Below are 24,886 nucleotides of genomic sequence, written 5' to 3'. Positions count from 1 at the left end.
AGATGACCTATACCAATTTCACCCTCGACACCGACGCCGACGGCATTGCGCTGATCACCTGGAACATGCCGGACCGCTCGATGAACGTGTTCACCGAGGAGGTGATGCGCGAGCTCAACGCCATCGTCGATCATGTGGCCGGCGATGCCGCCATCAAGGGCGCCGTCATCACCTCCGGCAAGGACAGCTTCTCAGGCGGTGCAGATATCACCATGCTGCAGAAGATGCTGGCGACCTTCGCTGCCGAGAAGGAGAATGATCTCGACAAGGCGACCAGGACTCTGTTCGAGAATGCCGGCTACATGACCGGCCTGTTCCGCAAGATCGAGACCTGCGGCAAGCCGTTTGTGTCGGCGATCAACGGCACTTGCATGGGCGGCGCCTTCGAGATGTCGCTTGCCTGCCACGGCCGCGTCGCCGCCGATTCCGACAAGGTGAAGATGGCGCTTCCCGAGGTGAAGATCGGTATTTTCCCCGGTGCAGGCGGCACCCAGCGCGTGCCGCGGCTGACCGACCAGCAGCAGGCGCTGCAGATGCTGACCACCGGCCAGAACCTGACGCCGCAGAAGGCGAAGGCGATGGGCCTGATCCACGAGATCGCCGAGCCTTCGAAACTCGTCGAGACCGCCAAGGCGATGATCAAGAACGGGCTGAAGCCGGTCGCTCCCTGGGACGAGAAGGGTTTCAAGCTGCCCGGCGGTCCGATCTATTCGGCCGCCGGCGCCAATCTCTGGCCGCCGGCGATCGCCATCCTGCGCCGCGAAACCTACGGCAATTATCCGGCCGCGGCCGCGATCCTGAAATGCGTCTATGAAGGCCTGCTGGTGCCCTTCGACACGGCGCTCAGGATCGAACAGCGCTATTTCACCGAGATCATGCAGTCGGAGGAGGCGGCGGCGATGATCCGCTCGCTCTTCCTGTCGCTGCAGGAACTGAACAAGGGCGCGCGCCGCCCGGCCGGCGTGCCGGACACCAAGTTCAAGAAGATCGGCATCCTCGGCGCCGGCTTCATGGGCGCCGGCATCGCCTATGTCACCGCACGCGCCGGTATTCCGGTGGTGCTGCTCGACCGCGATCTGCCCTCGGCCGAGAAGGGCAAGGCGCATTCCGACAGCCTGATGGCCGATCAGGTCAAGAAGGGCCGCGCCAAGCCGGAAGACAAGGACAAGCTTCTGTCGCTGATCACGCCGACGGCGGATTATGCCGACCTTGCCGGCTGCGATCTCGTCGTCGAGGCGGTCTTCGAGGATTCAAGCGTCAAGAAGGAAGCCACCGAGAAGGCGGAAGCGGTGCTGAAGTCGTCGGCGATCTTCGCTTCGAACACGTCGACGATCCCGATCACCGCTCTGGCGAAGAACTCGGCGCGGCCGAAGAACTTCATCGGCATCCACTTCTTCTCGCCGGTCGACAAGATGATGCTGGTCGAGATCATCCTTGGCAAGAAGACAGGCGACAAGGCCTTGGCCGTCGCCTTCGACTTCGTGCGCGCCATCAAGAAGACGCCGATCGTCGTCAACGACACGCGCGGCTTCTACGTCAACCGCTGCGTGCTACGCTACATGTCGGAAGCCTACAAAATGCTGATCGAGGGTGTGCCCGCGCCAATGATCGAGAACGCCGCAAAGGCTGCCGGCATGCCGGTCGGCCCGCTGGCGCTGACCGACGAGACGGCCGTCGACCTTGCCCAGAAGATCATGAAGCAGACCATCCGGGATCTGGGCGAGAAGGCCGTCGATCCCAGGCAGATGGCGCTGATCGACACCATGGTCGACACGCATGGCCGCTTCGGCCGCAAGAACGGCAAGGGTTTCTACGACTATCCGGCCAAGCCGGCGAAGAAGAAGCTGTGGCCGGGCCTCAAGGACCTCTATCCGCAGCTCAACCCCGACAAGGTTGACTATGAGGAGCTGAAGCAGCGCCTGCTGGTCGCCATCGCGCTGGAAGCGGCGCGCGTGATGGAAGAGGGCATCGTCACCGATCCGCGCGAGGCGGATGTCGGCTCGATCCTCGCTTTCGGCTTTGCGCCCTTCACCGGCGGCGCGCTGTCCTACATCGACGGCATCGGCGCCAAGCGTTTCGTCAAGATCGCCAAGGGCCTGCACAAGAGATACGGCGCCGAGTTCAAGGCGCCGAAGCTGTTGCTCGACATGGCCGAGAAGGGCGAGACCTTTTACCAGCGCTTCGACCCCTACCAGAAGGGTGAGGTCAAGCAGGCGGCCTGACCAGCCCCGAATACTATGTTCCGGGCGTATGGCGCGCACGATGGCCACGGCGTCCAGCCGTGGCCCCTATCAGGTCGGCAATGAAGCCGGCTGGCGTTCCGGGGCCTGCCGAGCGGGCGTTCATGCTCTCGCATCGCAACCTGCGCGAACAGGCCAAGGCGGCCTGATCGTGCAAGACGGTCCGTCGGTCGCGTCAGGCAGAAGCGCCGAGCAGGAAATCGGTCACTTCGTCCGAAAAGCGCATCTTGCGGTCTTCGAAGACGACACAGCCCGTGCCTTCGGGATCGGGGCGTCCGGTCGGCATCCCATGCGCCGCAAGCGCTTCGGCGCAGCCGACCCAGTCGCCATTCGGCTCGGGCTCGTTGACAGACGCCCAGGCCAGCGTTCCGCGCGAATTATCGCCATGGCCATGCCGCTCCCTCCAGTCCGCGCCATGGTCGAGCAGGAACCGCGTGAGGCTGGCATCACCGCGAAACACGGCGTGGTTCAGCGCGGAGGCGTCCCAGTCGCCGCCGCGAACGGCGATCGGCCAGCCCAGCGTGACCATGACCTTGACTGCTTGCGCGCAGCCTTGCGCGGCAAGTTCCGGCAGCAGGCGCAACTGCCGGTCCGACAGGGAGCCCGGCAGGCCGGGCCGCCTGGCTTTGATGTCTCGCGCCATCGCTTCGTCGCTCGCCGCGCAGGCTGCAATGAAGCGCTCGTCGTCGGGAAGAGGACCGTCGTCCCATTGCCTCAGCAAGGCGGCAACGTCGGTCAGTCCAAACCGCAGCGCCGTCCGGTAGGCGCTGACCCCGTCAGGTGTCCGGACAGAGGGATCGGCGCCGGCCGCAAGCAGCGCTTCGATATGAGCGGGAGACCGCCGTCGCCGGATGGACCACAGCAGCGGCGTCCCCCAATCGGATGTGGGCTCACTCCCGGCCGGTTCGTTCGGATTGGCATCGGGAGCGGCAAGCAGGAGACGCAGCGCCTCGATGCTGTCGAGATCGAGGACCCGGTAGAGCGCGTTGGAGCCGGTGACGCGCGCGCCGGCCTGGAGAAGAAGCCGCGTGCAGGCCGGGTTCTCCAACGAATGATAGAGCGACTCGCCATCGTTCGGGTTGGCGCCGGCATCGAGCAACAGGTTCGTCAGCGCGGGATCGTGATTTTGTCCGGCCGCGCCGTAAAGCGCGGAAAGCAGGAAACTCTCCGACGGCCTTGCAAGACTGTCCGGCGGCCACCGGCTGCCGGCCGCCTGATCGGGATCGGCACCGGCTTCGAGCAGCAGCCTGGCCGAGGCGTGGAGAGCGTCGCGAAAGCGCGGCAGCCGCACAAGGCTTGAATGCGTCACCGCGACCAGCGGCGGCAGGTTGAGCGGGCCGCCGGGCCGATTGACCCATCCGGCATCCCGGATCGTCATGTCGCGCAGCCCGGCCGCGTCGCCGATTGCGCAGGCGAGATAGGCGTCGCCGCCAACCAGATCGGGCTGCTCCTCGACCATGCGGGCGGCAGCGGCCGGGCTCGCCCGGTTGGTGCTGCCGCTGATGTCGCCGGCATAGACGAGGCCTGCCCAGTTGCGGATCGAACCGGCGCGGTCGGCGCCGTAGCTGCGACGCACCGCGACGAAGCGGCTCATCTCCGTCCAGGACGGGAAGCCGTATTCGCGCGCCAGGCAGGATTGAGCATCATGGAGGCGTAGGCCGAGTGCGCCGATCGCGGCGTCGTCCTTGCCCATGGCCGCCGGCAAGGCTTCGCGAAAGCGGGCGAGTGCTGTTGCGTCGCCGCGTCTACAAGCGGCGAGCAGTTCCTTCGCCTGCTTCTTCAACATGTCGAGATTGGGACGGTTGGGGAGTTGGCTCATGAAAACCTCCGTGCGCTTGTCGCCGAAGGTCCGCAAATCGGCTGCACAAAGGTTTGGCTACCAGTTCATCGAGGCAAGTGGGTTCAACCCTTCCCGCGGACCCGGATGCGGCTTGCACCGCGACCGAACCATAGAGTCATTCCGCGGCATGGGTCAACAAGTCGGCCCACCTGCGTCACGTCGAGAAATTGCGACGACATTCCGTCGTGGCACGGGCAGTCAGACTTTCTTGAGTTCCGCCGGTCGTGTCGGTGGACAATCACATGGCCACGCGCTAGACAGCACTGAGGTATTTTTTCCTGTTCTGAAGGAGAGCGCGCGTGCTCTCACACGACCGCGTATGGGCCGCAATCGACGCTCTCGCCGAGCGCTATTCGCTGTCGGCTTCCGGTCTTGCCCGGCGCGCGGGCCTCGATTCGACGGCCTTCAACAAGTCGAAGCGCCTGTCTTCCGACGGCCGGCCGCGCTGGCCCTCGACCGAATCGCTGGCCAAGATCATCGAGGCCACCGGCGCTTCGCTGGAGGAATTCACCGGACTGGTCGAAGGACGCGGCGGGGCCTCCGTCGCCCAATATCGCAGCGCGGTCCCGTTGCTCGGCTTCGCCCAGGCCGGCGCGGGGGGCTTCTTCGACGATGCCGGCTATCCGGCGGGGCAGGGCTGGGATCTGGTCGAGCTTCCGGCGCGGGCGACCGAGACGTCCTACGCGTTGCAGGTCCAGGGCGATTCCATGCTGCCGCTCTACCGCAATGGCGACGTGCTGATCGTCGAGCCTGGCGCACCGACCCGCAAAGGCGACCGCGTCGTCGTCAAGACCACCGCCGGCGAGGTGATGGCCAAGGTGCTCGACCGGCAAACGGTGAAATCGATCGTGCTGGTTTCGCTCAACCCCGCCCACCCGGACCGTGACATCCCGACGCGCGATATCGAATGGGTGGCGCGCATCGTCTGGGCGAGCCAGTAGGTCCGGACCGGTGCGGCTTCTTCAAACAGCCCTGGCGGTTCTGGCGCTTCCGGTCATGGCGGCGCTCGTCGTGACCGGCGGGCGTGCAATCAAAGGCCATGAGAGCACGATCGCGGTGGATCAGATCGATCCGGACGCGCTTGCAGATCCAGGCACTGAGACGCCGCCGGACGAGCCGGCGACCTCGGCCATTCCCGCGCCCGCCGCTCCGCAGCCACCTGTTTATTCGAGGGCCATCGATCCCCAAGTGGTGGCGCCGCCTGCTCTCTCGGGCAACGAGCTCGAACGGGTGGAACCGCGCGCGCCGCTCAGCGAACTGGCGCTGGCCGGGCCGCCCAAGCCGCCCAAAACGAAGATGCCAGGCGACTGGAACGGCACGAAATTGTTCCAGCCGGTCGCCACCGCCGCCGGGCTGATCGAGTCGAAGGGCTATGCGGTCGCCGTGTCCGGCGTGGACGTCGTCAAAGCCGATGAAACCTGTAGCGACGCGGGCAAGACCTGGGCCTGCGGCGCGCGGGCCAGGACAGCTTTCCGCGCCTTCCTGCGCGGCCGGGCGGTCGCCTGCACCGTGCCGCCCGAGGGCGGGCGCGACACCATTTCCGCCGAATGCCATATCGGCAATCAGGACATCGGCCAGTGGCTGGTCGAGAATGGCTGGGCACGCGCCGCGCAAGGCGGTCCCTATGTCGATGCCGAGAACAAGGCCCGCACGGCCAGGAAGGGTATTTTCGGGTCGGCGCCGAAGCTCGACGGTCTGCCGGCGCTGCCGGCCGCGCCAGGTCCGGCGCAGGTTGCGCCGGATTCGATCCTGCCGGCCGATGGCGGCGACGTTACGCCGCCAACTGACCAGCCAGCGCCCGCTCAATGAGCGCGCGTGTCTCGGCAATGCCGTAGAGCGCCGCGAAGGAACCGAAGCGCGGCCCGCGCTCCTGGCCGATCAGCACCTGGTAGATCATCTGGAAGAAGGCTACCGACACGCCGGGCCCGCCCTCCGGGCTCAGCTTGGAATGATCCTGGTAGCGCTCGATCTTGCGCGCGACGTTGAGCGCCGCGTTCTGGATCGCCTCGCCGTCGGCGCCCTGCGGCAGCGCGGCGAGCGCGTCGGAAAGCTTGGCCAGCGCCTCGCGCTCCACCTCGTCGGCGGCGCGGAAAACCTTGGTCGGCTTCACGAAATCGTCGAAATAGCGGATCGCGTAGCCGGTCAGCCGGTCGAGTTCCGGATGCGTCTTCGGCGTCACGCCCGGCGCATGCCGCGAGATGAAGCCCCACAGCACGGCCTTGTCATGCGCGTTGGAGGCGCTCACCAGGTTGAGCAGCAGCGCGAACGGCACTGGCAGGTCGATGGCCGGCGGGTTGCCGTCATGCATGTGCCATACAGGGTTGCCGAGCCGCTCCTTCCAGTCCTGGCGCGGATAGGCGCCAAGGAAAGCGTAATACTCGTCCACCGCCTTCGGGATGACGTCGAAATAGAGCTTCTTCGCCTGCCGCGGCCGCTGGTACATATAGAGGCCGAGGCTCTCCGTCGGCGCATAGGTCAGCCATTCGTCGATGGTCAGCCCATTGCCCTTCGACTTCGAAATCTTCTGGCCTTCCTCGTCGAGGAACAGTTCGTAGACGAAATGCTCCGGCGCGCGTCCGCCGAGGATGTTGCAGATGCGGTCGTAGGTTGCCGCATTGGTCTGGTGGTCCTTGCCGAACATCTCGAAATCGACGCCGAGCGCCGCCCAGCGCATGCCGAAATCCGGCTTCCACTGCAGCTTCACATGGCCGCCGGTGACCGGCAGCGTCGTCTCGGTGCCTTCGTCGTCGAAGGTGATGGTGCCGGCCTTGGCGTCGACCTGCTTCATCGGCACGTAGAGCACGCGGCCGCTCTTCGGCGAGATCGGCAGGAAGGGGCTGTAGGTCGCCTGGCGCTCCGGCCCGAGCGTCGGCAGCATCACGCCCATGATCTCGTCGTAGCGCTCCGCGGCGCGCAGCAGCACCTCGTCGAAGCGGCCGGCCTTGTAATACTGCGTCGCGCTGGCGAATTCGTAGTCGAAGCCGAACGTATCGAGGAAACGGCACAGCATCGCGTTGTTGTGGTCGGCGAAGCTCGCATAGTCGCCGACGAACGGATTGGGCACCGAGGTCAGCGGCATATGCAGGTAGGGTTCCAACGCGGCGCGGTCCGGCACGTTCTCCGGGATCTTGCGCATGCCGTCCATGTCGTCGGAGAAGCACAACAGCTTGGTCTTGACCTTGTCCTGCGTCAGCACGCGGAAGGCGTGGCGCACCATGGTCGTGCGCGCCACCTCACCGAATGTGCCGATATGCGGCAGGCCGGACGGGCCGTAGCCGGTCTCGAACAGCACGGTTTCGGGAAAGTCCTTGCCCTTGTAGCGGGCGATGATCTTCTTGGCTTCCTCGAACGGCCAGGCCTTGCTCTCGGCCGCCGCGGCAAGCATCTCGGGATTGAGATCGATGATGTTTGATCCCGTCATGTCAAAGTTCCAGTCATGGCCGTCTTCGCGGCGGATAAGGATTTGTCGACCGGTCTCTAGGCGCGCGAGACCGGAGCGTCAACGATTTGCGGCGGTTTTCCTTGCGGCGCCACAATCGCGCTCCTACGTTCGAGCCTCACTTTCAAGGAGTGTTGAATGCCTTTACTGACGCCGCACGAAGCCCTGATCTATCTGATGGTCATCACTTCGGCTTCTGACCGCGACATGACGGATGTCGAGCTGGCGCGGATCGGCGATGTCGTCCGCTCATGGCCGGTGTTCGTCGATTTCAACCACGACAGGCTGATCAATGTCGCGCAAGCCTGCCAGAAGGCGTTGCATGACAAGGACGGGCTGGAAGGCGTGCTCGCGCGCGTCGCCGAGGCACTGCCCGAGCGGTTGCGCGACACGGCCTACGCCGCCGCCTTCGAGGTCGCCGCCGTCGATCTCGAAATGCGCATGGAAGAGGTCAGGGTGCTGCAGCTCGTCCGCCTCAAGCTCGATCTCGATACGCTGACCGTCGCCGCGATCGCGCGGGCGGCCAAGGCGCGCCTGCGCACTCTCACCTGAAGAAGCCTGCGGGCTTAAAAGAAGCTGACAGGAAAATATCGAAGGTAGAACTCGGCGAAGCTGCCCTTGATCGAGATTTCCTGCAGCGCGTAGTCGAAGGCGGCGGCAAGCGCGGTGTCGCTCTTGCGGGTGGCGATCGCCATGCCCGAGCCCAGATACTCCGGCGCCAGATACGGACCGCCGGCGAAGCGGCAGCAGCCGGCGGCGTCCGAACCGCCCAGCCAGAAGGCGAAGCGCATGCCGTCGCCGAAGGCGGCGTCGACCTTGCCGGCCTTGAGGCCGGCATAGAGGTCTTCCGGTGTGTCGAAGGTCACCACCTGCACGGTCTTGAAGTAATCACGCAGCATTTTCTCATGCGCCGAGCCGGCGATGACGCCGACCCGCTTGCTGCGCAATTTGTCGAGGATCGGCTCGGCGAAGGCTTGCGCCTTCGGCATGATGAAGCGCGCTGGGAATTGCATGTAGGAGCGCGAGAAGGCGTATTTCTCACGGCTCTCCGGCGTCGCGGCGATGCCGGCGATGATCGCTTCGCCTTCGCCCTTCTGGAGAGCATCCTCCAACTCGCTCCACGGCAAGGCCTGGACCTGGCATTTCTCGACGACGCCCAGTTCCGCGCAGATCGCCCGCGCCAGATCGATATGGAAACCCGACAGGCGGCCAGCGCCGTCGAGGAAGTTGAAGGGCGGAAAATCGGTGGTGGTGAGGAATCTGAGCCGCGGCAGCGCGGAGAGGTCGGGCTTCGGCAGCCGCTCCTTGGCGTCCCACAGCACCGGCACCTGCGGCTCCGCCGCCTGAGTCGCATCGGCGAGAGGCAACGCGCCGCCCACCAGCGACATCAGGGCCAGAAATATCCACCGCAAGATCACGATATGGCTCCGCGCTTGTCCCTGTTCCTCGGCTTTTCGTATGAAAATGGGGCAGGCACAACGGTTTTTGATTTCAAGCCGCCGAATTAGGCGTATGATTCAGCGCGTTTGCAAGTGACCTGCGTGCCGGAAGGGGGAAGCTACCGGCTTTGCTGAGGCAATTGCGACCCGAGGTTGATGGCGAAGGGGTGTTCGGGCATCTACCGTCGGCAACGAGAAAAATAGAAGCAACATGGGGTAGATGTTGCGATGGGCCTGTTTGACAGAACTCTGGAATACATAGACCAGTTGCAGCATGCTGGCACCGCAGCCGCGGTCTGCGAGAGGCTGCTCGGCGTCACCTCGAACTTCGGCCTGACCGCATTGATGGCGGGAACCGTGCCGCAGCCGGGCACGCCGCGTGGCCGGCAGAAACAGCACGTGATGCTTTGCGATTGGCCCGGCGATTGGCTGGAGCGCTATGTGGCGCGCAACTATGTCGATCACGATCCGGTCGTCAGTCACATGAAGCAGCTTCAGGCCCCGTTCCAATGGGGGGACGCTTCCAAGAACGCCCTGATCGACAAGAGCAGCGACGAAGTCATGGGCGACGCCCGCGAGTTCAAGCTGCGCGACGGCCTGGCATTTCCGCTGGTCACGCTCGATAGCCAGATCGTCATGGTCTCGCTGGGTGGCGAATCCGTGGAATTGTCGGATGCGGAATTCGGAATGGTGTCGCTCGCCTCGACCTATGCGATCGGCCGCGCCATGCAACTGCACACCAAGGCCGACAGCGTCATCGATCACATTGAATTGACGGCGCGTGAGCGGGAGTGTCTGCAATGGGCCGCCGTCGGCAAGTCCGAATGGGAGATATCTCAAATTTTAGGCATCTCGGAACACACTTCCGAGAAACATCTTCTTAACGCCAAGAGCAAACTGGGCGCAGCCAACCGTGTGCAGGCAGTCGCGGAGGCGATTAGACGTGGCTATATTAGCTAGGTCGGCCGTGCCGACCTAGAAGTTCTTGCCTGCGCATTCGCGCAATATTTTAAGGGACATCACGGCCGTATCTTCCTCTTAAGCCTAGGAGACGGCTAATGCTTTTTGCCCTTACCACTCAGGAACTGATGGAACGTCCCGACCTGTGGGAGGCGGTCCATCGCTTGCGCTACAAGATCTTCGTCGAGGAGATGGGATGGACCGATCTCGATCGTCCGGACCAGCTCGAGATCGACCAGTTCGATCATGACGAGGCCGAGCACCACCTCGTCATCCGCAATGGCGAACTGGCTGGCTACCAGCGCATGCTGCCGACCACACGGCCGCATCTGCTCACCGACGTGCTGTCGGATCTCTGCGAGGGACCTTCCCCCTCGGGGCCGAATGTCTGGGAACTGACCCGCTACGCGGTGGCTCCGGGTTTTCGCGACGGCAAACGCGGCGTCTCGACGGTCGGCACCGAACTGATCGCCGGCTTCGTCGAATGGGGCCTCAAGCGCTCCGTCAATCAGGTCATCATCGAGTTCGAGCCGATGTGGGTCCTGCGGGCGCTGCAACTGCACTTCCTGGCAAAGCCGCTCGGCTACCAGCGCACCTATGGCAACCAGCAGGTCGTGGCGACGCTGCTCACCTTCACCGAGCATACGCTCGATGTCGTGCGGGCCCGCCGCAACCACCACCTGCCGGTGCTGAACCGGGGTTATCCCGGTCTGCTCGGCCTCAAGCAGGCTTCGTGATGGAGGCGGTCATGAATTTCCATCCCGAACCGGAACTGCGCGGCCATACGCTGGTCGTTACCGTGTCCTCGCATGATGGCCGGCCGGTGCTCGACAGGCATGCCTATGCGAGCCTTGCCAGGACCTTGCACGAGGCAGCCGTCAATGACGAGGTCCGTGTCGTCATGCTGCGCGGCCTTGCCGGATGCTTCTGCCTTGGCGGCGACTTCTCGGAATTTCTCGATGCCAGCAAGCACCGAGAGTTGATCGCCGCCGTCACCGACATGTTCCGCATGTTGGCGACCTTCCCCAAGCCGGTCCTTGCCTGCGTCGACGGCGATGCCGTCGGTGTCGGCTGCACCATCCTGTTCCATTGCGACATGGTGATCGCTTCCCGGGGCAGCACCTTCAGGGTGCCGTTCGTCGATTTCGGCCTGGTGCCGGACGCGGCGACCAGCATCCTGGCACCCCAGAAGCTCGGCTATGCCGGCGCTTTCCGCTTCTTCTGCCTGGGCGATACGCTGGGCGTCGAAGACGCCAGGGCGCTCGGCCTGGTCGGCGAGATCGTGACGCAAGGCAGCGCCGAGGAAGCGACGCTGGCGAGGGCAAAACAGCTGGCCAAGAAGCCTGTGGCGGCACTCCTGCAGACGCGCAGCCTGCTCAAGGGCGACACGGACGTCTTGTGCGACCGCATCGACCACGAGATCACGCTGTTCCAGCAGGCGCTTCAGGATGACACGACGCTGAAGCGGCTGCAGCGGATCGCCCGCCTGGCTGCCTGAGCGCCTGGCTTAAAAACCTCAGCGCCGCGCGAGCCGAAAGGCGCGCGGCGCTGTAATTCGTCTGGAACTGCATAGCAACGCAGATCGCTCAGGCCAGCGCTTCCTGGTGCGGGGCAACACCAGAGCAGTTCCCGGAAAAGTGTGAGCGGTTTTCCGTCCGGAATTGCGTAAAAACAAAGAGATAGGCGTTTCGCCGTTTCCATGAAACGGGGAAAAGCACTAGTCCTTCAGGAATTCCGGTCCGTCGCCGATGATCTTCTTGTCGGACTTGCCGATGGCATCGAGGTCGCGGCCGTCATAGGGCAGGGAAGACAGGATACGCTGGATCACCGCGAGCCGGGCGCGGCGCTTGTCGTTGGCCCGCACGACGATCCAGGGCGAGAATTCCTTGTGCGTGCGCTCGATCATCTGATCGCGCGCCTTGGTGTAGTCGTCCCACTTGCCGACGCCGGCGATGTCGATCGGTGAGAACTTCCAGTTCTTCAGCGGCGACCAACGGCGGTCATGGAACCGTTCGAGCTGGGTCTCGCGGCCGATGTTCAGCCAGAATTTGAAGAAATGGATGCCCTCGTTGGAGATCATCCGCTCGAAATGCGGCGTCTCGTCGAGAAATTTCTCGTGCTGCTCCGGCGTGCAGAACCCCATGACCGGTTCGACGCCGGCGCGGTTGTACCAGGAGCGGTCGAAGGTGACGAACTCGCCCGAGGTCGGGAAATGGTCGACATAGCGCTGGTAATACCACTGCCCCGCCTCGGTCGGCGTCGGCTTGGTCAGGGCGACGTTGCGCGCCGTGCGCGGGTTCAAATATTGCCGCAGCACGAAGATCGTGCCGCCCTTGCCGGCCGCGTCGCGCCCTTCGAAAAGCGCCATCACCCGCTTGCCGGTGGCCTGCAGCCAGGCCTGCGCCTTGACCAGTTCGATCTGCAGAGCCTCGAGCTCTTTTTCGTACTCCTCGCCTTTCATCTTCTTGTCGTAAGGATAGCCGCCGGCGGTGAGCTTGTTGTCCTCGATCCAGTCCGGGAGCACCGGATTGTCGATGTCGAACTCGCGCTCCTTGCCGCCGATCTTGATCTTGATCGGTGCCGTGGCCGGCACCGCTTCAACCGTTTCCTTGGCCTTTTTCATCCAGACGAACCTTTCCAGTTTGCGGACTCATGCTATGGAGCCTGTGCAGCGCAGCGCGCATTCGGGCGCAAAAACGCTGTAGCATTTTGATTTTGCGCATGAACCTTCGCGAAAATCGATCCTGATTTTCAGGGTCCCATGCGTCAGGCCGGTCCAGCGAGCCGCTGGCCGGTCGAACGGGATGCGGGGTGGCGCGGGCCTATGGCAGAGACGGGCGCGGGACAAAACAACAGGGGGCAAGCCTTGGCGGCGCGGCTGTCACGCAACCGCTGGCTGCTTGGCGCGGGTGTTCTCGCGGTCCTTGCCGTTTATTTTTTCGCCGGCGCCTCCGTCTATGTGCTGATGCTGGCCCTAGCCGCGCTGGCGGCTGCCGCGATGCTGCCGGCAAATGCCGAACGCCAGCCAGCCGATACGGGAGCAGCGATCGAGGCAAGCGGGCTGCAGCGGCTGTCCGGCGAGTATCTGGCGGCCGCCGTCGCCGATCCGCTCATCATATTCGATCGCTCCGCCGCCATGGTTCACGCCAACGCCGCCGCCTTCGCCGCCTTCGGCGGGCTGGCTCCGGGGATGTCGCTGGCATTGAAGTTTCGCGCGCCGGAAATGCAGGCGCTGCTCGACGGCATCCTGTCGGGACAGGTCGCCGCCGATGCGGTCGACTACACAGAGAAGCTGCCGGTGGAGCGGACATATCGGGTCAGCGCGTCCACGGTCGGCCATGCCACCGGCCTTTACGTGCTGGTGTTCAAGGATCAGAGCGAGACGCGTCGCATCGATCGCATGCGCGCCGATTTCATCGCCAATGCCAGCCATGAACTGCGCACGCCGCTCGCCTCGATCGCCGGCTTCATCGAGACGCTGCGCGGGCCGGCCCGCAACGATCCGGCGGCGCGCGACCAGTTCCTGCAGATCATGCAGAACCAGACCGGCCGCATGGCCCGCCTGATCGACGATCTGCTCTCGCTGTCGCGGTTGGAGATGAAACCCTATCTGAGGCCGGGCACGGAGGTCGATCTTCGCCAGACGATCGATAGCGTCATCGATTCGCTCGGGCCGCTGGCCGGTGAGAACGGCGTCGTCATCGAGCGGGAATTCGCCAACGGGCCGCTCGTCGTTCCCGGCGATCGCGACGAACTGTTCCAGGTTTTCGAGAATCTCCTGGAGAACGCCTGCAAATACGGCCAGTCAGGCGGGCACGTCACCGTATCGATCGCCGGCGGCGAGGATAGCCAACAGCCTGGCTTCGACGTCACGATAAGGGACTATGGTCCGGGCATTGCCGAAGAACACATCCCGCGCATCACCGAGCGCTTCTACCGCGTCGATGTCGAAAACAGCCGCACCCAGAAAGGCACCGGGCTTGGCCTTTCGATCGTCAAGCATATATTGACCCGTCATAACGCAAGGTTGTCGATCAAGTCGGAAGTCGGCAAGGGCGCGGCGTTCACGGTTCATTTGCCGGCTCGCTGATCGTGTATCGGTTGCCAACCGCGATTTTCTTCTTTCTGTCATGCGGTTCGCGTATCAGCGACGGATTGAGGGAACGCACCAGCCGGCATAAACCGGGAAGGCATATCCATGCAGTCCGTCCATATCGCCAGTGCCTATGATGAAGAGCTGAAGTTCCTGTCGAAGCGCATCGCTGCGATGGGCGGCCATGCCGAGCGCATGGTCGAACAGGCGGTTGCGGCCCTTGTGAACGTCGACCATGGCCTCGCGCAGAAGGTCATCCAGGACGATCTCGTCCTCGACGAAGGACAGCGCGAGATCGACGACAAGGCCATCATCATCATCGCCAGGCGCCAGCCGATGGCGACGGACTTGCGCGAGATCGTTGGCGCGATCCGTATCTCGGCCGATATCGAGCGCGTCGGCGACTTGGGCAAGAACGTCGCCAAGCGCGTGGCCTCAGTCGACGGCCGCCAGCCGAACAGTCTTTTCCGCGGCCTGGAGGCCCTTGCCAATCTGGCGCTGACGCAGCTCAAGGACGTGCTCGACGTCTATGCCTCGCGCTCGGTCGAGGGGATTGGCCTCGTGCGCGACCGGGACGACCAGATCGACGCCATGTACACCTCGCTATTCCGCGAGCTTTTGACCTACATGATGGAAGATCCGCGCAACATCACGCCCTGCACGCATCTTCTATTCTGCGCCAAGAACATCGAGCGCATCGGCGACCACGCGACCAATATCGCCGAGACCATCTACTATATCGTCACCGGCGACCAGATGCCCGCGGACCGGCCGAAAGGCGACAAGACCGACAAGGTTGTGCTTCCGGGCATGGTATCGGCTAAGTGAACCGGCGCCTCTCGAACGGCGTTCTAATATAGGCTAAGCTCCTCCGAGCAATTCCAGGAAAAGTGTGAAACGGTTTTCCGTCCGGAATTGCGTGAAATAAGAAGATTGGGCGGTTCGCCGTTTCGATGAAACGGTGAAACGTTCCAGGGACAGCGATTTTGTCAGTCGCAGTCTCGGGAGGTTTGCGATGGAACAAGTTCGAAACCTGACCCCGGCCCTAACGTCGGGCATCATTGCATCCAGCGTCTATTCGGGCGGCAAGCGCATCGCCGACATCACCATCGAACAGGCCGGCGAATGGGCGGCAAAGCCCGGCCATGTCGTCTGGATCGGCCTGCTTGAGCCCGATCGCAACCTTCTGCTGCGCGTGCAGGCGCAATTCCACCTGCATGATTTGGCGATCGAGGATGCCGAGCATCCGCATGCGCGCCCGAAGATCGAGCAATATGGCGACGCCCTCTTCATCGTTGCCCGCACCGCGCAATTGATCGACGGTCGCGTCACTTTCGGCGAGACGCATCTGTTCGTCGGCACCGGCTACATTGTCAGCGTCCGGCACGGCCCGTCGACCTCTTACGCCGCCGTGCGCCAGCACTGGGAGAGCTGCCCGCATTCGCTCGCCAAGGGCGAGGACTTCGTCCTCTACGCCATCCTCGATTTCATCGTGGACAACTACATGCCGGTGCTGGAGCAGATCGAGGACGAGGTGGAGGCGATCGAGGACAAGGTGCTTTTGAAGCCGATGACAGGTTCCGATATCGAGCGGCTTTACATGCTGCGCCGCGATCTGCTGCGCCTGCGCAATGCGGCGCTGCCGCTGGTCGAGGTCTGCCGTCGGCTGACCAGCGCCGACCTGCCGCAGATCCATGCCGCCATGCATCCGCTGTTTCGCGACGTGACCGACCACATCCGCACCGTGCAGGAAAAGATCGACTCGCTGCGCGAGGTTCTGGCCTTCGCCTTCGAAGCCAGTCTGCTGGTGGGGCAGAGCCAGGAAACCGCAATATCCAAGAAGCTCGCCTCATGGGCCGCCATTCTGGCGGTGCCCACGGCCTTCGCAGGCATCTACGGCATGAACTTCTCCGACATGCCGGAACTGAAGATGGAATACGGTTATCCAATCATCCTGCTGGTGATGGCCGCGATCTGCTCGTTCCTGTACTGGCGGTTCAAGAAGAATGGGTGGCTGTGAAGAGAGCGAATAGCGAATAGGGAACAGCGAAAAAAACGGCTTGCTCCCTGTTACAGAAGCCAAGCCGTTCTATTCGCTATTCGCTATTCGCTATTCGCTATTCGCTATTACCTTGCCCGGCGCCGCTCGCCCGCCGGCTGGAACGCCACCCGGGAATGATACTTGCAATAGGGTCCCGTTTCGGCGGCGTCGTTGCCGCAGAAGTTGAAGTCTTCCGACAGCGGATCTCCGTTCGGCCATTTGCAGGTGCGTTCGGTCAGCTCGACGAGTTGCAGATGCCGCGAGATCGGCACGACCACGTTCTCGACCGGTCGGATATAGTGGCGCGCGACCGGCTCGGCGTCGAACTGCACCTGCAGCGCGGTGGCGCCGATGGTGGCGGTCACGTGACGCGCGGCACTTGAAGCGCGGGCCACCGATTTCTGCATCGAGGCGCCTTGCGTCGCCTTCTTCTGGCGCGCCGGGGCGGCCGTCGCGCGGCCGCGGCCCGACAGCTTCAGGCGATGCACCTTGCCGATGACGGCGTTGCGGCTCACTCCGCCAAGCTGTGCGGCAATCTGGCTGGCGCTCAGACCCTCCGACCACAGTTTCCTGAGAAGTTCTACCCGCTCATCAGTCCAGTTCATGGGGCCGCGCTCCTGCTGAGGCGTGCGGTAGTCAGAATCCGTTCCCGACCCGGCTTCCGCCGGGCAAACAACACCACATATACCGGGTGATCTAGGTCCGCCGCACGAAATCTAGTTATTTCTCGACTACAAATACCTTAAGCGCTGACTCGGTGACAAGAGTCCCCAGGGCAACACGATTCGGTTTTTTCGGTTTTCCCCAACTTGCCGGTCTACTTATGAGCCGGCGTGGCGTCGGAGGATCGCCACGCGCTTCTGCGTGACGTTTTCGTTGACTTCATGGCCGAAAAACATGATAAGCCGCAAAGGCCGCCGCATTGGCGGCTTTTTTGATTTCCGGTTCCGGAGATGCATATAATGAGCGGTTCGGCGCTTTACGAGACCTTTGCTCGCGCCCCCCTGGCTTTCGACCGCGGGGAGGGGACCTGGCTGGTCACCGACAAGGGCGAGCGATATCTCGACTTCGCGGGCGGCATCGCGGTGAATTCGCTGGGCCACGGCCATCCGCATCTGGTTGCGGCGCTCACCGAGCAGGCCGCCAAGCTGTGGCACGTCTCCAACCTCTATGAGATCCCGGAGCAGCGCCGGCTGGGCGAGCGGCTGGCCGAAGCGACCTTTGCAGACAAGGTGTTCTTCACCAATTCCGGTGCCGAAGCGCTGGAATGCGCCATCAAGACGGCCCGGCGCTATCAATTCGTCAAGGGCCATCCCGAGCGTTTCCGCATCATCACGTTCGAGGGTGCCTTTCACGGCCGCACGCTGGCGACGATCGCCGCCGGCGGCCAGTACAAATATCTCGAAGGCTTCGGTCCGAAGGTCGAGGGATTCGACCAGGTCGCTTTCGACGACATCGACGCCGCGGAAAAGGCGATCACGCCGGAGACCGCGGCGATCCTGATCGAGCCGGTGCAAGGCGAGGGCGGCATTCGCCCGGTGCCGACGCAGTCCTTGAAGCGGCTGCGGCAACTCTGCGACAAGCACGGCCTGCTGTTGATCTTCGACGAGGTCCAGTGCGGCATCGGTCGTACCGGCAAGCTGTTCGCGCATGAATGGACGGGCGTCACGCCCGATCTGATGGCGATCGCCAAGGGCATCGGCGGCGGTTTTCCGATGGGCGCCTGCCTTGCCACCGACGAGGCGGCGACCGGCATGACGGCCGGCGTGCACGGCACCACCTTCGGCGGCAATCCGCTGGCGATGGCCGTCGGCAACGCCGTGCTCGACATTGTTCTGGCCGACGGCTTCCTCGAGGACGTGCAGCGCAAGGCGCTGCTTCTGAAGCAGGGCCTTGCGGCGGTGGCCGATGAATTCCCCGACGTCATCGAGGGCATCAGGGGAACCGGCCTGATGCTCGGCCTGAAATGCGCCATGCCCAACACCAAGGTGAACATGGCGCTGCGCGACCAGCACCTGCTTGCCGTGCCGGCGGGCGACAATGTCATCCGCCTCCTCCCGCCGCTCACCGTCACCGACGAGGAGATCGGCGAGGCGCTGGAGCGCATTCGCGGCGGCGCCAAGGGCCTGACCGACGCGACTGCGGCCGAAGCCGCCAAATAATTTCTGGAACCTGCCGATGAGCGTTCGCCACTTCACCGATCTATCCGCCGTTTCGGCGGGCGACCTGCGCATCATGCTGGACGACGCGGTGGCGCGAAAGACCAGGCTCAAGGCGGGCGAGCGTTCAAAACCGCTCGATGGCAAGGTGCTGGCCATGATCTTCGACAAGCCGTCGACGCGCACGCGCGTATCCTTTGATGTCGGCATGCGCCAGCTCGGCGGCGAGACCATCATGCTGACCGGCACCGAGATGCAGCTCGGCCGGTCGGAGACGATCGCCGACACGGCAAAGGTGCTGTCGCGTTACGTCGACGCCATCATGATCCGCACCACCTCGCATGACCGGCTGCTGGAGCTCACCGAGAACGCCACCGTTCCGGTGATCAACGGGCTGACCGACGACACGCATCCCTGCCAGCTCATGGCCGACATCATGACCTTTGAGGAACATCGCGGGCCGGTGGCCGGCAAGACCTTCGCCTGGACCGGCGACGGCAACAATGTGCTGCATTCGCTCCTGGAAGCCTCGGCGCGGTTCCGCTTCAGCCTCAATGTCGCTGTGCCGGAAGGCAGCGAGCCTTTCGAGAAATATGTCGACTGGTCGAAAGCCAATGGCGGCAAAGTCCGGTTTTCCAGGTCCGCCGAGGAGGCCGTCGACAAGGCCGACTGCGTCGTCACCGACAGCTGGGTCTCGATGGGCCAAGAGCATCGCGCCCGCGGCCACAACGTCTTCCTGCCCTATCAGGTCAATGCGGCGCTGATGGCAAAGGCCAGGCCCGATGCTTTGTTCATGCACTGCCTGCCGGCGCATCGCGGCGAGGAGGTCACCGACGAGGTGATCGACGGGCCGCATTCGGTGGTCTTCGACGAGGCCGAGAACCGGCTGCACGCCCAGAAGGCGGTGCTGGCCTGGTGCCTGGGCGCTTGAGAAGGGCCGAGCTGACCGCTTCCGGCCCGATCGGGCTCAACTTGATCTGGGGATATGTGATGCCTATTTGCGGGCCATCACGTAAATTGAACGCGCTTCGACGCATGCGGCTCACCGGGCGGCATGGCTGCGCCCCGGAGTATTGTCATGTTGGAAACCCAGACCTTGGCTGAACATAAACCCCAACTCGGTGAATTCGGCTTCGCCGGCGACGATCACGTCGTGCCTTACGAGGTCGCGCCGCTCGATGTGCGCGGCCGCACCGTGCAGCTCGGGCCGATGCTCGACGCTATTCTGAGCCGCCACAATTATCCCGAGCCGGTCGCCCGCCTGCTGGCGGAAGCCTGCGTGCTCACCGTGCTGCTGGGCACGTCGCTGAAATTCGAAGGCAAGTTCATCCTGCAGACCCGCACCGACGGTCCGGTCGACATGCTGGTGGCTGATTTCACCACGCCGCATGCGTTGCGCGCCTATGCGCGCTTCGATGCCGACCGGCTGCAGGCGCTGACCGCCGCCGGCGAGACCTCGCAGCAGACGCTGCTTGGCGACGGCGTCTTGGCCTTGACCATCGACCAGGGCGCGCATACGCAGCGCTACCAGGGCATCGTCCAGCTCGACGGCACCTCGCTGGAGGATGCCGCGCGCACCTATTTCCGGCAGTCGGAGCAGATCCCGACCGAGATCAAGATGTCGGTCGCCAAGCTGGTCACGCCCGGCCCGGCCGGCGCGCGCGAGCAGTGGCGCGCCGGCGGCATCCTGGCGCAATTCCTGCCGCAATCGCCGGAGCGCATGCGCGTCCCCGATATTTCCGGTGGCGACGGCGATCCGCGTGACGTCGTGGACCACCCGGCCGACAATTCCTGGCAGGAGTTGCTGGCGCTGCTCGGCACGATCGAGCCGACCGAGTTGATCGACCCGACGGTGGGCGCCGAGCGGTTGCTCTATCGGCTGTTCCACGAACACGGCGTGCGCGTCTTCCGCGGCGTGCCTGTCGCCGACCAGTGCTCCTGCTCGCGCGACAAGATCCGCGGCATTCTCGAAGGCTTTTCGGCCGAGGAGATCAAGGACTCGACCGAAGACGGCGGCATCCATGTCGCCTGCGAGTTCTGCTCGACGCAATACGACTTCGACCCCGCCGAATTCGTGAAGTAGGAACCTTTCCTTCTCCCCGTTTCACGGGGAGAAGGTGTCACGAAGTGACGGATGAGGGGCGGCGCCAACCTCGAAGAAGATTACGCCGGCACCTCAAGGCTTTCGTCCGAGCTCGAAGGCAATCTCGAGAAGTCGGCGCCGCCCCTCATTGCCCTGCCGGGCATTTCTCCCCGTGTAGTGACGGGGAGAAAGGCCTCAATTCACCGTGCGCCTCGTCCCCGGCATATCGAGCGAGAAAGCCGGAATGGCGATATCGAACGTCTCGCCGCGGCCGTTGCGCATCGTGTAATGGCCGACCATGATGCCCGACGGCGTCGAGAGCGGGCAGCCCGAGGTATACTGGTAGCTGTCGCCGGGATTGAGTTCCGGCTGGTCGCCGACGACGCCAGCGCCGCGCACCTCCTCGACCCGGCCCCGACCATCGGTGATGTGCCAGTAGCGCGACACAAGCTGCACGAACTCGTCGGAGCGGTTGTCGATCGTCACCTGATAGCCCCAGACATAGCGGTTCTCGGATGGATCGGAGCGGTCCTCCAGAAAGAAGGGCCTGACCAGCACTTCGATGTTGCGCGTCACTGCGCGATACATGGGCCACTCCGGTTGCCGCCGCGGAATATATGTCACGCTCCGCTCTTGTTAGACGTAGCGCCGACCATCCTGCCAGCCTTGTAAGCGCAGGTGCCGAAAAACAATGTCATTTAAGTGACACATGACAATGTTGGTGTGCACAAACCGTGCCGGGCGACTCGAACGCTGTGTAACTGATGAAACGGCCGCGTGCGGCCCAGGGCAATTCCAGGAAAAGTGTGAGCGGTTTTCCGTCCGGAATTGCGTAAAAACAGGGAGATAGAGTGGTTCGCCGCTTCCGTGAAACGGTGAAACTCTCTATCGGGAGTGACCAGATCTCGATGGAACTGACTCTCGCAGCCGGCCTGGCTTCGTCAGCCCTTCTTTTCTCCAATCTCGCCAGCATCCTGCTCGCCTCGTCGCGGCTGAAGCGGCGGCATATCATTGCGCTGCCGGCCGCCGCGCAGCCGGTCTCGATCATCGTTCCGTCGCGCGGCGTCGAGCCGTTCACGCAGGAGACCTTGCAGCGCGCCTTCTCGCTCGATTGGCCGCGCTACGAGCTGATCTTCTGCGTCGCGCATGCCGAAGACCCGGTGGTCAAGCTGATCGATGCGGCGATCGCGCGCTATCCGAAGGTGCCGGCGCGGCTCCTGATCGGTGACGACCGCGTCAGCGCCAATCCCAAGCTCAACAACTGCATCAAGGGCTGGCAGGCTGCGCGGCACGATTGGGTGGTCCTCGCCGATTCCAACGTGCTGATGCCGAGGGATTATGTCCAGCACCTGATGGCGGCATGGCGCCCGGATACCGGCCTCGTCTGCTCGACGCCGGTCGGCTCGCGGCCGGACAGGTTTTGGGCCGAAGTCGAATGCGCTTTCCTCAACACGCTGCAGGCGCGCTGGCAGTATGCCGGCGAGGCGCTTGGGCTCGGCTTCGCCCAAGGCAAGAGCATGCTGTGGAACAAGCCGATGCTCGATGCCAATGGCGGTATCCAGGCTTTGGCCGCCGAGATCGCCGAGGACGCAGCCGCCACCAAGCTGGTCAACAGCCTGGGCCTGCGCGTCAATCTCGTCGCTTCGCCTTTCGAGCAGCCGCTCGGCCAGCGCCGGCTCGCCGAGATATGGTCACGCCAGGCGCGCTGGGCGCGGCTGCGCCGCGTCACCTTCCCGCTGTTCTTCGCGCCGGAGATCCTGACCGGCGCCGCGATGCCGCTGCTTCTCGCGCTGATTTCGGCCGCAACGGCCGGCGTCAGCCTGCCGACCACGGCGCTCTGCGTGCTCGCGGCCGCCTATCTGCCGGAATGCCTGCTTGCCTGGGCAAAAGGCTGGTACCTGTCGCCGCGCAGCGTCACCGCGATGCTCACGCGCGACGCGATGCTTCCGGCCATCTGGGTGCGCGCCTGGTTCGGCGGCGCCGTCGAATGGCGCGGCAATGCCATGACCATCCGCACCAAGGCGATGACCGAACTGGAGGAGCTTGCCTGAAGTCCTGTGTAGCGACGGTCGCCGCTACAGGTCTTATTTGGCCGCCTTCAGCGCCTGCTCGATGTCCTCCAGCAGATCGTCGGCGTCCTCCAGGCCGACGGAGAGCCTGAGCGTGCCCGGCCCGATGCCGAGTTCGGCCCGCGCGTCGTCGCTCAGGTTCTTGTGCGTGGTCGTCGCCGGATGGGTGATCAGGCTCTTGGCGTCGCCGAGATTGTTCGAGATCAGCACGATGTCGAGCGCGTTCTGCAAGGCGAAGGCCGCCTGCTTGCCGCCCTTGACGTCGAGGCAGATCAGCGTCGAGCCACCCGACATCTGCTTCTTGACGATATCGGCCTGCGGGTGGTCGGCCCGGCCCGGATAGATGACGCGGGCGATCTCCGATCGGCCGGCGAGGAAATCCGCGATCTTGCCGGCGCTCTCGGTCTGCTGGCGCACGCGCAGCGGCAGCGTCTCCAGGCCTTTCAACAGCGTCCAGGCGTTGAAGGGCGACAGGCTGGGGCCGGTGTGGCGGAAATAGTCGTGCAGGTTCTCGTCGATCCATTTCTTGTCGGACAGGATGACGCCGCCAAGGCAACGGCCCTGGCCGTCTATGTGCTTGGTCGCCGAATAGACGACAATATGGGCGCCGAGCTGCAGCGGCTTCTGCTGCAGCGGCGTGGCGAAGACATTGTCGACGATCACGCGCGCGCCGATCGAATTGGCGAGCTTGGCAACCGCGGCGATGTCGACCACTTCCAGCGTCGGATTGGTCGGGCTTTCGAGGAAAAACAGCTTGGTGTTCGGCCTTATCGCCTTTTCCCAATTGGCGATGTCGGTGCCGTCGACCAGCGTCGCCTGGATGCCGTAGCGCGGCGCCAGCGTCTCGACCACCCAGCGACAGGAGCCGAACAGGGCGCGCGCCGCAACGATATGGTCGCCAGCCTTGGCGCTGCACAGCAACGCGGCTGAGACGGCCGCCATGCCGGAAGCGGTAGCGCGGGCATCCTCGGCGCCTTCGAGCGCGCACATGCGCTTTTCGAACATGTCGACCGTCGGGTTGGCGTAGCGCGAATAGATGAAACCGGGCTCCTCGCCCTTGAAGCGGGCTTCCGCGGCTTGCGCCGTCTCGTAGACATAGCCCTGGGTGAGGTACATCGCCTCGGATGTCTCGCCGAAGCCGGAACGCAGCGTTCCGCCATGCACGAGTGCCGTCTGAGGTTTCCAGTTGCGCTTTTTGGTGCTCATAGCCCTGCTTCCAGACACAAAAAAACCGGCCGCGAAGTCGCAACCGGTCCATATAGCCTTGCGGCTCGACGGTCCTTTAGCGACTTGTTTAACGTGGCTGCAAGCCGACCGGCCAAATCACCACGGGATAACGACCCTTTAGACCCGCGCCGCGCTTGCGTCAATTGCCGGCTTCATTAAGAGGTTTGTACCAGCAGAGCGGAGTAAGACTTTGCGGCAGACAGGCATTCTTCCCGACCAGGATATTTCCGCGCTGTTCCAGTCCGCCGCGCTGAAGTCGCCGCGCGCGCTGGACACCAACCAGATCCAGCCGGCCAGCCTTGACCTCAGGCTCGGCGACACGGCCTTCCGCGTGCGCGCCTCCTTCCTGCCCGGCCCCGATCATCGGGTAGCCGACAAGCTCGAGCGGCTGAAGTTGCATGAATTCAGCCTCGCCGAGGGCGCGGTGCTGGAGACGGGTTGCGTCTACATCGTGCCGCTGCTCGAAAGCCTGGCGCTGCCCTCGAATGTGTCCGCTTCCGCCAATCCCAAGAGCTCGACCGGGCGGCTCGACATCTTCACCCGGGTGATGACCGATCGCGGCCACGAGTTCGACAAGATCGCCGCCGGCTATCACGGGCCGCTCTATCTCGAAGTCAGCCCGCGCACCTTCCCGATCGTCGTGCGGGCCGGCTCGCGGCTGTCGCAGATCCGTTTTCGCACCGGCAACGCGGTGCTTTCGGAAAGCGAGCTGCGCGACCTTCACCGCGCCGAGATGCTGGTCGCCACCGAGCCGCCCAATATTTCAGGCGGCGGCATCGCGCTCTCCATCGACCTCGACGGCGACAAGGACGGCCTTGTCGGCTACCGCGGCAAGCACCACACCGGCCTCGTCGATGTCGACAAGCGCGCCGCGCAGGATGTCGTCGATTTCTGGGAGCCGATCTACAAGAGCGGCGCCGGCGAACTCGTGCTCGACCCCGACGAATTCTACATCCTGGTCAGCCGCGAAGCCGTGCATGTGCCGCCGCTCTATGCCGCCGAGATGACGCCTTTCGATCCGCTGGTCGGTGAGTTCCGCGTCCACTATGCCGGCTTCTTCGACCCGGGCTTCGGCCACTCCGCCGCCGGCGGCAGCGGCAGCCGGGCGGTGCTGGAAGTGCGCAGCCACGAAGTGCCGTTCATCCTCGATCACGGCCAGATCGTCGGCCGCCTCATCTACGAGCACATGCTGCAGCGGCCGCAGGCGCTTTACGGCAGCGACCTCGGCTCGAACTACCAGGCGCAGGGCCTGAAGCTCTCCAAGCATTTTCGCGCCGCGCGCTAGTCTAAGGTCTG

The 24,886-nt window shown here is 64.0% G+C and carries 22 protein-coding genes and 1 riboswitch; of the genes, 15 read left to right on the top strand and 7 right to left on the bottom strand.

The window, feature by feature from the left end; genetic code table 11:
- Positions 1 to 2 precede the first annotated feature (2 nt).
- A complete protein-coding gene (locus FJW10_RS03830) occupies positions 3 to 2,222 on the top strand; it encodes a 3-hydroxyacyl-CoA dehydrogenase NAD-binding domain-containing protein (RefSeq protein WP_140898507.1) in 2,220 nt (739 codons plus the stop codon).
- A 193-nt stretch (positions 2,223 to 2,415) separates the two neighbouring features.
- Here FJW10_RS03830 and FJW10_RS03825 read toward each other — a convergent pair whose 3' ends face one another.
- On the bottom strand, positions 2,416 to 4,059 hold the full coding sequence (locus FJW10_RS03825) for a hypothetical protein (protein WP_140898505.1): 1,644 nt from the start codon (positions 4,057 to 4,059) through the stop codon (positions 2,416 to 2,418).
- A gap of 320 nt (positions 4,060 to 4,379) precedes the next feature.
- On the opposite strand from FJW10_RS03825, the gene FJW10_RS03820 reads away from it, so the two are divergent.
- A complete protein-coding gene (locus FJW10_RS03820) occupies positions 4,380 to 5,021 on the top strand; it encodes a helix-turn-helix transcriptional regulator (protein ID WP_140833909.1) in 642 nt (213 codons plus the stop codon).
- Positions 5,022 to 5,031: 10 nt separating this feature from the next.
- Complete coding sequence (locus FJW10_RS03815) at positions 5,032 to 5,889, top strand: thermonuclease family protein (RefSeq protein ID WP_348639748.1); 858 nt, start codon at positions 5,032 to 5,034, stop codon at positions 5,887 to 5,889.
- Here FJW10_RS03815 and FJW10_RS03810 read toward each other — a convergent pair.
- Positions 5,852 to 7,501 carry a lysine--tRNA ligase gene (locus FJW10_RS03810; protein WP_140898501.1) on the bottom strand — a complete coding sequence of 550 codons (1,650 nt, stop codon included), beginning with the start codon at positions 7,499 to 7,501 and terminating at the stop codon, positions 5,852 to 5,854. The genes FJW10_RS03815 and FJW10_RS03810 overlap by 38 nt on opposite strands.
- Before the next feature lie 156 nt (positions 7,502 to 7,657).
- Here FJW10_RS03810 and FJW10_RS03805 point away from each other — a divergent pair, with 156 nt between their 5' ends.
- Complete coding sequence (locus FJW10_RS03805) at positions 7,658 to 8,071, top strand: tellurite resistance TerB family protein (protein WP_140898499.1); 414 nt, start codon at positions 7,658 to 7,660, stop codon at positions 8,069 to 8,071.
- Positions 8,072 to 8,085: 14 nt separating this feature from the next.
- On the opposite strand, the gene FJW10_RS03800 is transcribed toward FJW10_RS03805, so the two are convergent.
- Positions 8,086 to 8,907: a transporter substrate-binding domain-containing protein gene (locus FJW10_RS03800; protein WP_140898787.1), complete on the bottom strand. Its 822-nt coding sequence runs from the start codon at positions 8,905 to 8,907 to the stop codon at positions 8,086 to 8,088.
- A gap of 279 nt (positions 8,908 to 9,186) precedes the next feature.
- On the opposite strand from FJW10_RS03800, the gene FJW10_RS03795 reads away from it, so the two are divergent.
- The 3 genes from FJW10_RS03795 (at position 9,187) to FJW10_RS03785 (ending at position 11,416) form a co-directional block, all read left to right on the top strand.
- Complete coding sequence (locus FJW10_RS03795; protein ID WP_140833917.1) at positions 9,187 to 9,918, top strand: LuxR family transcriptional regulator; 732 nt, start codon at positions 9,187 to 9,189, stop codon at positions 9,916 to 9,918.
- A 98-nt stretch (positions 9,919 to 10,016) separates the two neighbouring features.
- On the top strand, positions 10,017 to 10,655 hold the full coding sequence (locus FJW10_RS03790; protein ID WP_140645276.1) for an acyl-homoserine-lactone synthase: 639 nt from the start codon (positions 10,017 to 10,019) through the stop codon (positions 10,653 to 10,655).
- Positions 10,656 to 10,666: 11 nt separating this feature from the next.
- On the top strand, positions 10,667 to 11,416 hold the full coding sequence (locus FJW10_RS03785; RefSeq protein ID WP_140898498.1) for an enoyl-CoA hydratase-related protein: 750 nt from the start codon (positions 10,667 to 10,669) through the stop codon (positions 11,414 to 11,416).
- Between the two features lie 219 nt (positions 11,417 to 11,635).
- Here the strand turns inward: FJW10_RS03785 and ppk2 are convergent, their stop codons facing one another.
- Positions 11,636 to 12,541 (bottom strand): polyphosphate kinase 2, encoded by a 906-nt coding sequence (ppk2, locus tag FJW10_RS03780; protein WP_140898496.1) that lies wholly within the window; start codon positions 12,539 to 12,541, stop codon positions 11,636 to 11,638.
- A gap of 201 nt (positions 12,542 to 12,742) precedes the next feature.
- Between ppk2 and FJW10_RS03775 the strand changes: the two genes are divergently transcribed.
- The 3 genes from FJW10_RS03775 to FJW10_RS03765 all read left to right on the top strand — a co-directional run bounded on the left by FJW10_RS03775 (position 12,743) and on the right by FJW10_RS03765 (position 16,031).
- On the top strand, positions 12,743 to 14,008 hold the full coding sequence (locus tag FJW10_RS03775) for an ATP-binding protein (protein WP_140898495.1): 1,266 nt from the start codon (positions 12,743 to 12,745) through the stop codon (positions 14,006 to 14,008).
- 108 nt (positions 14,009 to 14,116) lie between these two features.
- Entirely contained in the window at positions 14,117 to 14,839 is a 723-nt protein-coding gene (phoU, locus tag FJW10_RS03770; protein WP_140833926.1) for a phosphate signaling complex protein PhoU, read from the top strand.
- Between the two features lie 187 nt (positions 14,840 to 15,026).
- Positions 15,027 to 16,031 carry a magnesium and cobalt transport protein CorA gene (locus tag FJW10_RS03765; protein ID WP_140898493.1) on the top strand — a complete coding sequence of 335 codons (1,005 nt, stop codon included), beginning with the start codon at positions 15,027 to 15,029 and terminating at the stop codon, positions 16,029 to 16,031.
- 107 nt (positions 16,032 to 16,138) lie between these two features.
- Here FJW10_RS03765 and FJW10_RS03760 read toward each other — a convergent pair whose 3' ends face one another.
- A complete protein-coding gene (locus tag FJW10_RS03760) occupies positions 16,139 to 16,657 on the bottom strand; it encodes a GcrA family cell cycle regulator (protein ID WP_140898491.1) in 519 nt (172 codons plus the stop codon).
- Positions 16,658 to 17,014: 357 nt separating this feature from the next.
- On the opposite strand from FJW10_RS03760, the gene FJW10_RS03755 reads away from it, so the two are divergent.
- From FJW10_RS03755 to FJW10_RS03745, 3 genes are all read left to right on the top strand, one after another.
- The gene (locus FJW10_RS03755; RefSeq protein WP_140898489.1) at positions 17,015 to 18,214 is read left to right on the top strand and encodes an aspartate aminotransferase family protein; all 1,200 of its coding nucleotides are present in this window, start codon (positions 17,015 to 17,017) and stop codon (positions 18,212 to 18,214) included.
- 16 nt (positions 18,215 to 18,230) lie between these two features.
- Positions 18,231 to 19,142: an ornithine carbamoyltransferase gene (argF, locus tag FJW10_RS03750; RefSeq protein ID WP_140833934.1), complete on the top strand. Its 912-nt coding sequence runs from the start codon at positions 18,231 to 18,233 to the stop codon at positions 19,140 to 19,142.
- A gap of 123 nt (positions 19,143 to 19,265) precedes the next feature.
- Positions 19,266 to 20,294, top strand: a complete 1,029-nt coding sequence (locus FJW10_RS03745) for an Hsp33 family molecular chaperone (RefSeq protein WP_140898487.1) — start codon at positions 19,266 to 19,268, stop codon at positions 20,292 to 20,294.
- Positions 20,295 to 20,489: 195 nt separating this feature from the next.
- Here the strand turns inward: FJW10_RS03745 and apaG are convergent, their stop codons facing one another.
- Positions 20,490 to 20,882 carry a Co2+/Mg2+ efflux protein ApaG gene (apaG, locus tag FJW10_RS03740; RefSeq protein WP_140833938.1) on the bottom strand — a complete coding sequence of 131 codons (393 nt, stop codon included), beginning with the start codon at positions 20,880 to 20,882 and terminating at the stop codon, positions 20,490 to 20,492.
- Between the two features lie 320 nt (positions 20,883 to 21,202).
- On the opposite strand from apaG, the gene FJW10_RS03735 reads away from it, so the two are divergent.
- Positions 21,203 to 22,345, top strand: coding sequence for a ceramide glucosyltransferase (locus FJW10_RS03735; RefSeq protein WP_140898485.1), 1,143 nt, complete (start codon positions 21,203 to 21,205; stop codon positions 22,343 to 22,345).
- Positions 22,346 to 22,378: 33 nt separating this feature from the next.
- Here FJW10_RS03735 and FJW10_RS03730 read toward each other — a convergent pair whose 3' ends face one another.
- Positions 22,379 to 23,569, bottom strand: coding sequence for an O-succinylhomoserine sulfhydrylase (locus FJW10_RS03730; protein WP_140898483.1), 1,191 nt, complete (start codon positions 23,567 to 23,569; stop codon positions 22,379 to 22,381).
- A 56-nt stretch (positions 23,570 to 23,625) separates the two neighbouring features.
- Positions 23,626 to 23,703: riboswitch (SAM riboswitch) on the bottom strand.
- 77 nt (positions 23,704 to 23,780) lie between these two features.
- Here FJW10_RS03730 and FJW10_RS03725 point away from each other — a divergent pair.
- Positions 23,781 to 24,875: a 2'-deoxycytidine 5'-triphosphate deaminase gene (locus FJW10_RS03725; protein ID WP_140898482.1), complete on the top strand. Its 1,095-nt coding sequence runs from the start codon at positions 23,781 to 23,783 to the stop codon at positions 24,873 to 24,875.
- The last annotated feature ends 11 nt before the right edge of the window (positions 24,876 to 24,886 follow it).

The organism is Mesorhizobium sp. B4-1-1 (genome assembly GCF_006439375.1).
Classification (GTDB): domain Bacteria; phylum Pseudomonadota; class Alphaproteobacteria; order Rhizobiales; family Rhizobiaceae; genus Mesorhizobium.
The sequence above is the reverse complement of the archived record's forward strand: the minus strand, read 5'-3'. Positions and strand labels throughout refer to the sequence as shown.

What these genes read in the sequence shown, in the direction of transcription:
- FJW10_RS03830 (WP_140898507.1), top strand. Translation starts at nt 3, where the DNA reads ATGACCTATACCAATTTCACCCTCGACACCGACGCCGACGGCATTGCG.
- FJW10_RS03825 (WP_140898505.1), bottom strand. Translation starts at nt 4,059, where the DNA reads ATGAGCCAACTCCCCAACCGTCCCAATCTCGACATGTTGAAGAAGCAG.
- FJW10_RS03810 (WP_140898501.1), bottom strand. Translation starts at nt 7,501, where the DNA reads ATGACGGGATCAAACATCATCGATCTCAATCCCGAGATGCTTGCCGCG.
- FJW10_RS03805 (WP_140898499.1), top strand. Translation starts at nt 7,658, where the DNA reads ATGCCTTTACTGACGCCGCACGAAGCCCTGATCTATCTGATGGTCATC.
- FJW10_RS03800 (WP_140898787.1), bottom strand. Translation starts at nt 8,907, where the DNA reads ATGTCGCTGGTGGGCGGCGCGTTGCCTCTCGCCGATGCGACTCAGGCG.
- FJW10_RS03795 (WP_140833917.1), top strand. Translation starts at nt 9,187, where the DNA reads ATGGGCCTGTTTGACAGAACTCTGGAATACATAGACCAGTTGCAGCAT.
- FJW10_RS03790 (WP_140645276.1), top strand. Translation starts at nt 10,017, where the DNA reads ATGCTTTTTGCCCTTACCACTCAGGAACTGATGGAACGTCCCGACCTG.
- FJW10_RS03785 (WP_140898498.1), top strand. Translation starts at nt 10,667, where the DNA reads ATGAATTTCCATCCCGAACCGGAACTGCGCGGCCATACGCTGGTCGTT.
- ppk2 (WP_140898496.1), bottom strand. Translation starts at nt 12,541, where the DNA reads ATGAAAAAGGCCAAGGAAACGGTTGAAGCGGTGCCGGCCACGGCACCG.
- FJW10_RS03775 (WP_140898495.1), top strand. Translation starts at nt 12,743, where the DNA reads ATGGCAGAGACGGGCGCGGGACAAAACAACAGGGGGCAAGCCTTGGCG.
- phoU (WP_140833926.1), top strand. Translation starts at nt 14,117, where the DNA reads ATGCAGTCCGTCCATATCGCCAGTGCCTATGATGAAGAGCTGAAGTTC.
- FJW10_RS03765 (WP_140898493.1), top strand. Translation starts at nt 15,027, where the DNA reads ATGGAACAAGTTCGAAACCTGACCCCGGCCCTAACGTCGGGCATCATT.
- FJW10_RS03760 (WP_140898491.1), bottom strand. Translation starts at nt 16,657, where the DNA reads ATGAACTGGACTGATGAGCGGGTAGAACTTCTCAGGAAACTGTGGTCG.
- FJW10_RS03755 (WP_140898489.1), top strand. Translation starts at nt 17,015, where the DNA reads ATGAGCGGTTCGGCGCTTTACGAGACCTTTGCTCGCGCCCCCCTGGCT.
- argF (WP_140833934.1), top strand. Translation starts at nt 18,231, where the DNA reads ATGAGCGTTCGCCACTTCACCGATCTATCCGCCGTTTCGGCGGGCGAC.
- FJW10_RS03745 (WP_140898487.1), top strand. Translation starts at nt 19,266, where the DNA reads ATGGCTGCGCCCCGGAGTATTGTCATGTTGGAAACCCAGACCTTGGCT.
- apaG (WP_140833938.1), bottom strand. Translation starts at nt 20,882, where the DNA reads ATGTATCGCGCAGTGACGCGCAACATCGAAGTGCTGGTCAGGCCCTTC.
- FJW10_RS03735 (WP_140898485.1), top strand. Translation starts at nt 21,203, where the DNA reads ATGGAACTGACTCTCGCAGCCGGCCTGGCTTCGTCAGCCCTTCTTTTC.
- FJW10_RS03730 (WP_140898483.1), bottom strand. Translation starts at nt 23,569, where the DNA reads ATGAGCACCAAAAAGCGCAACTGGAAACCTCAGACGGCACTCGTGCAT.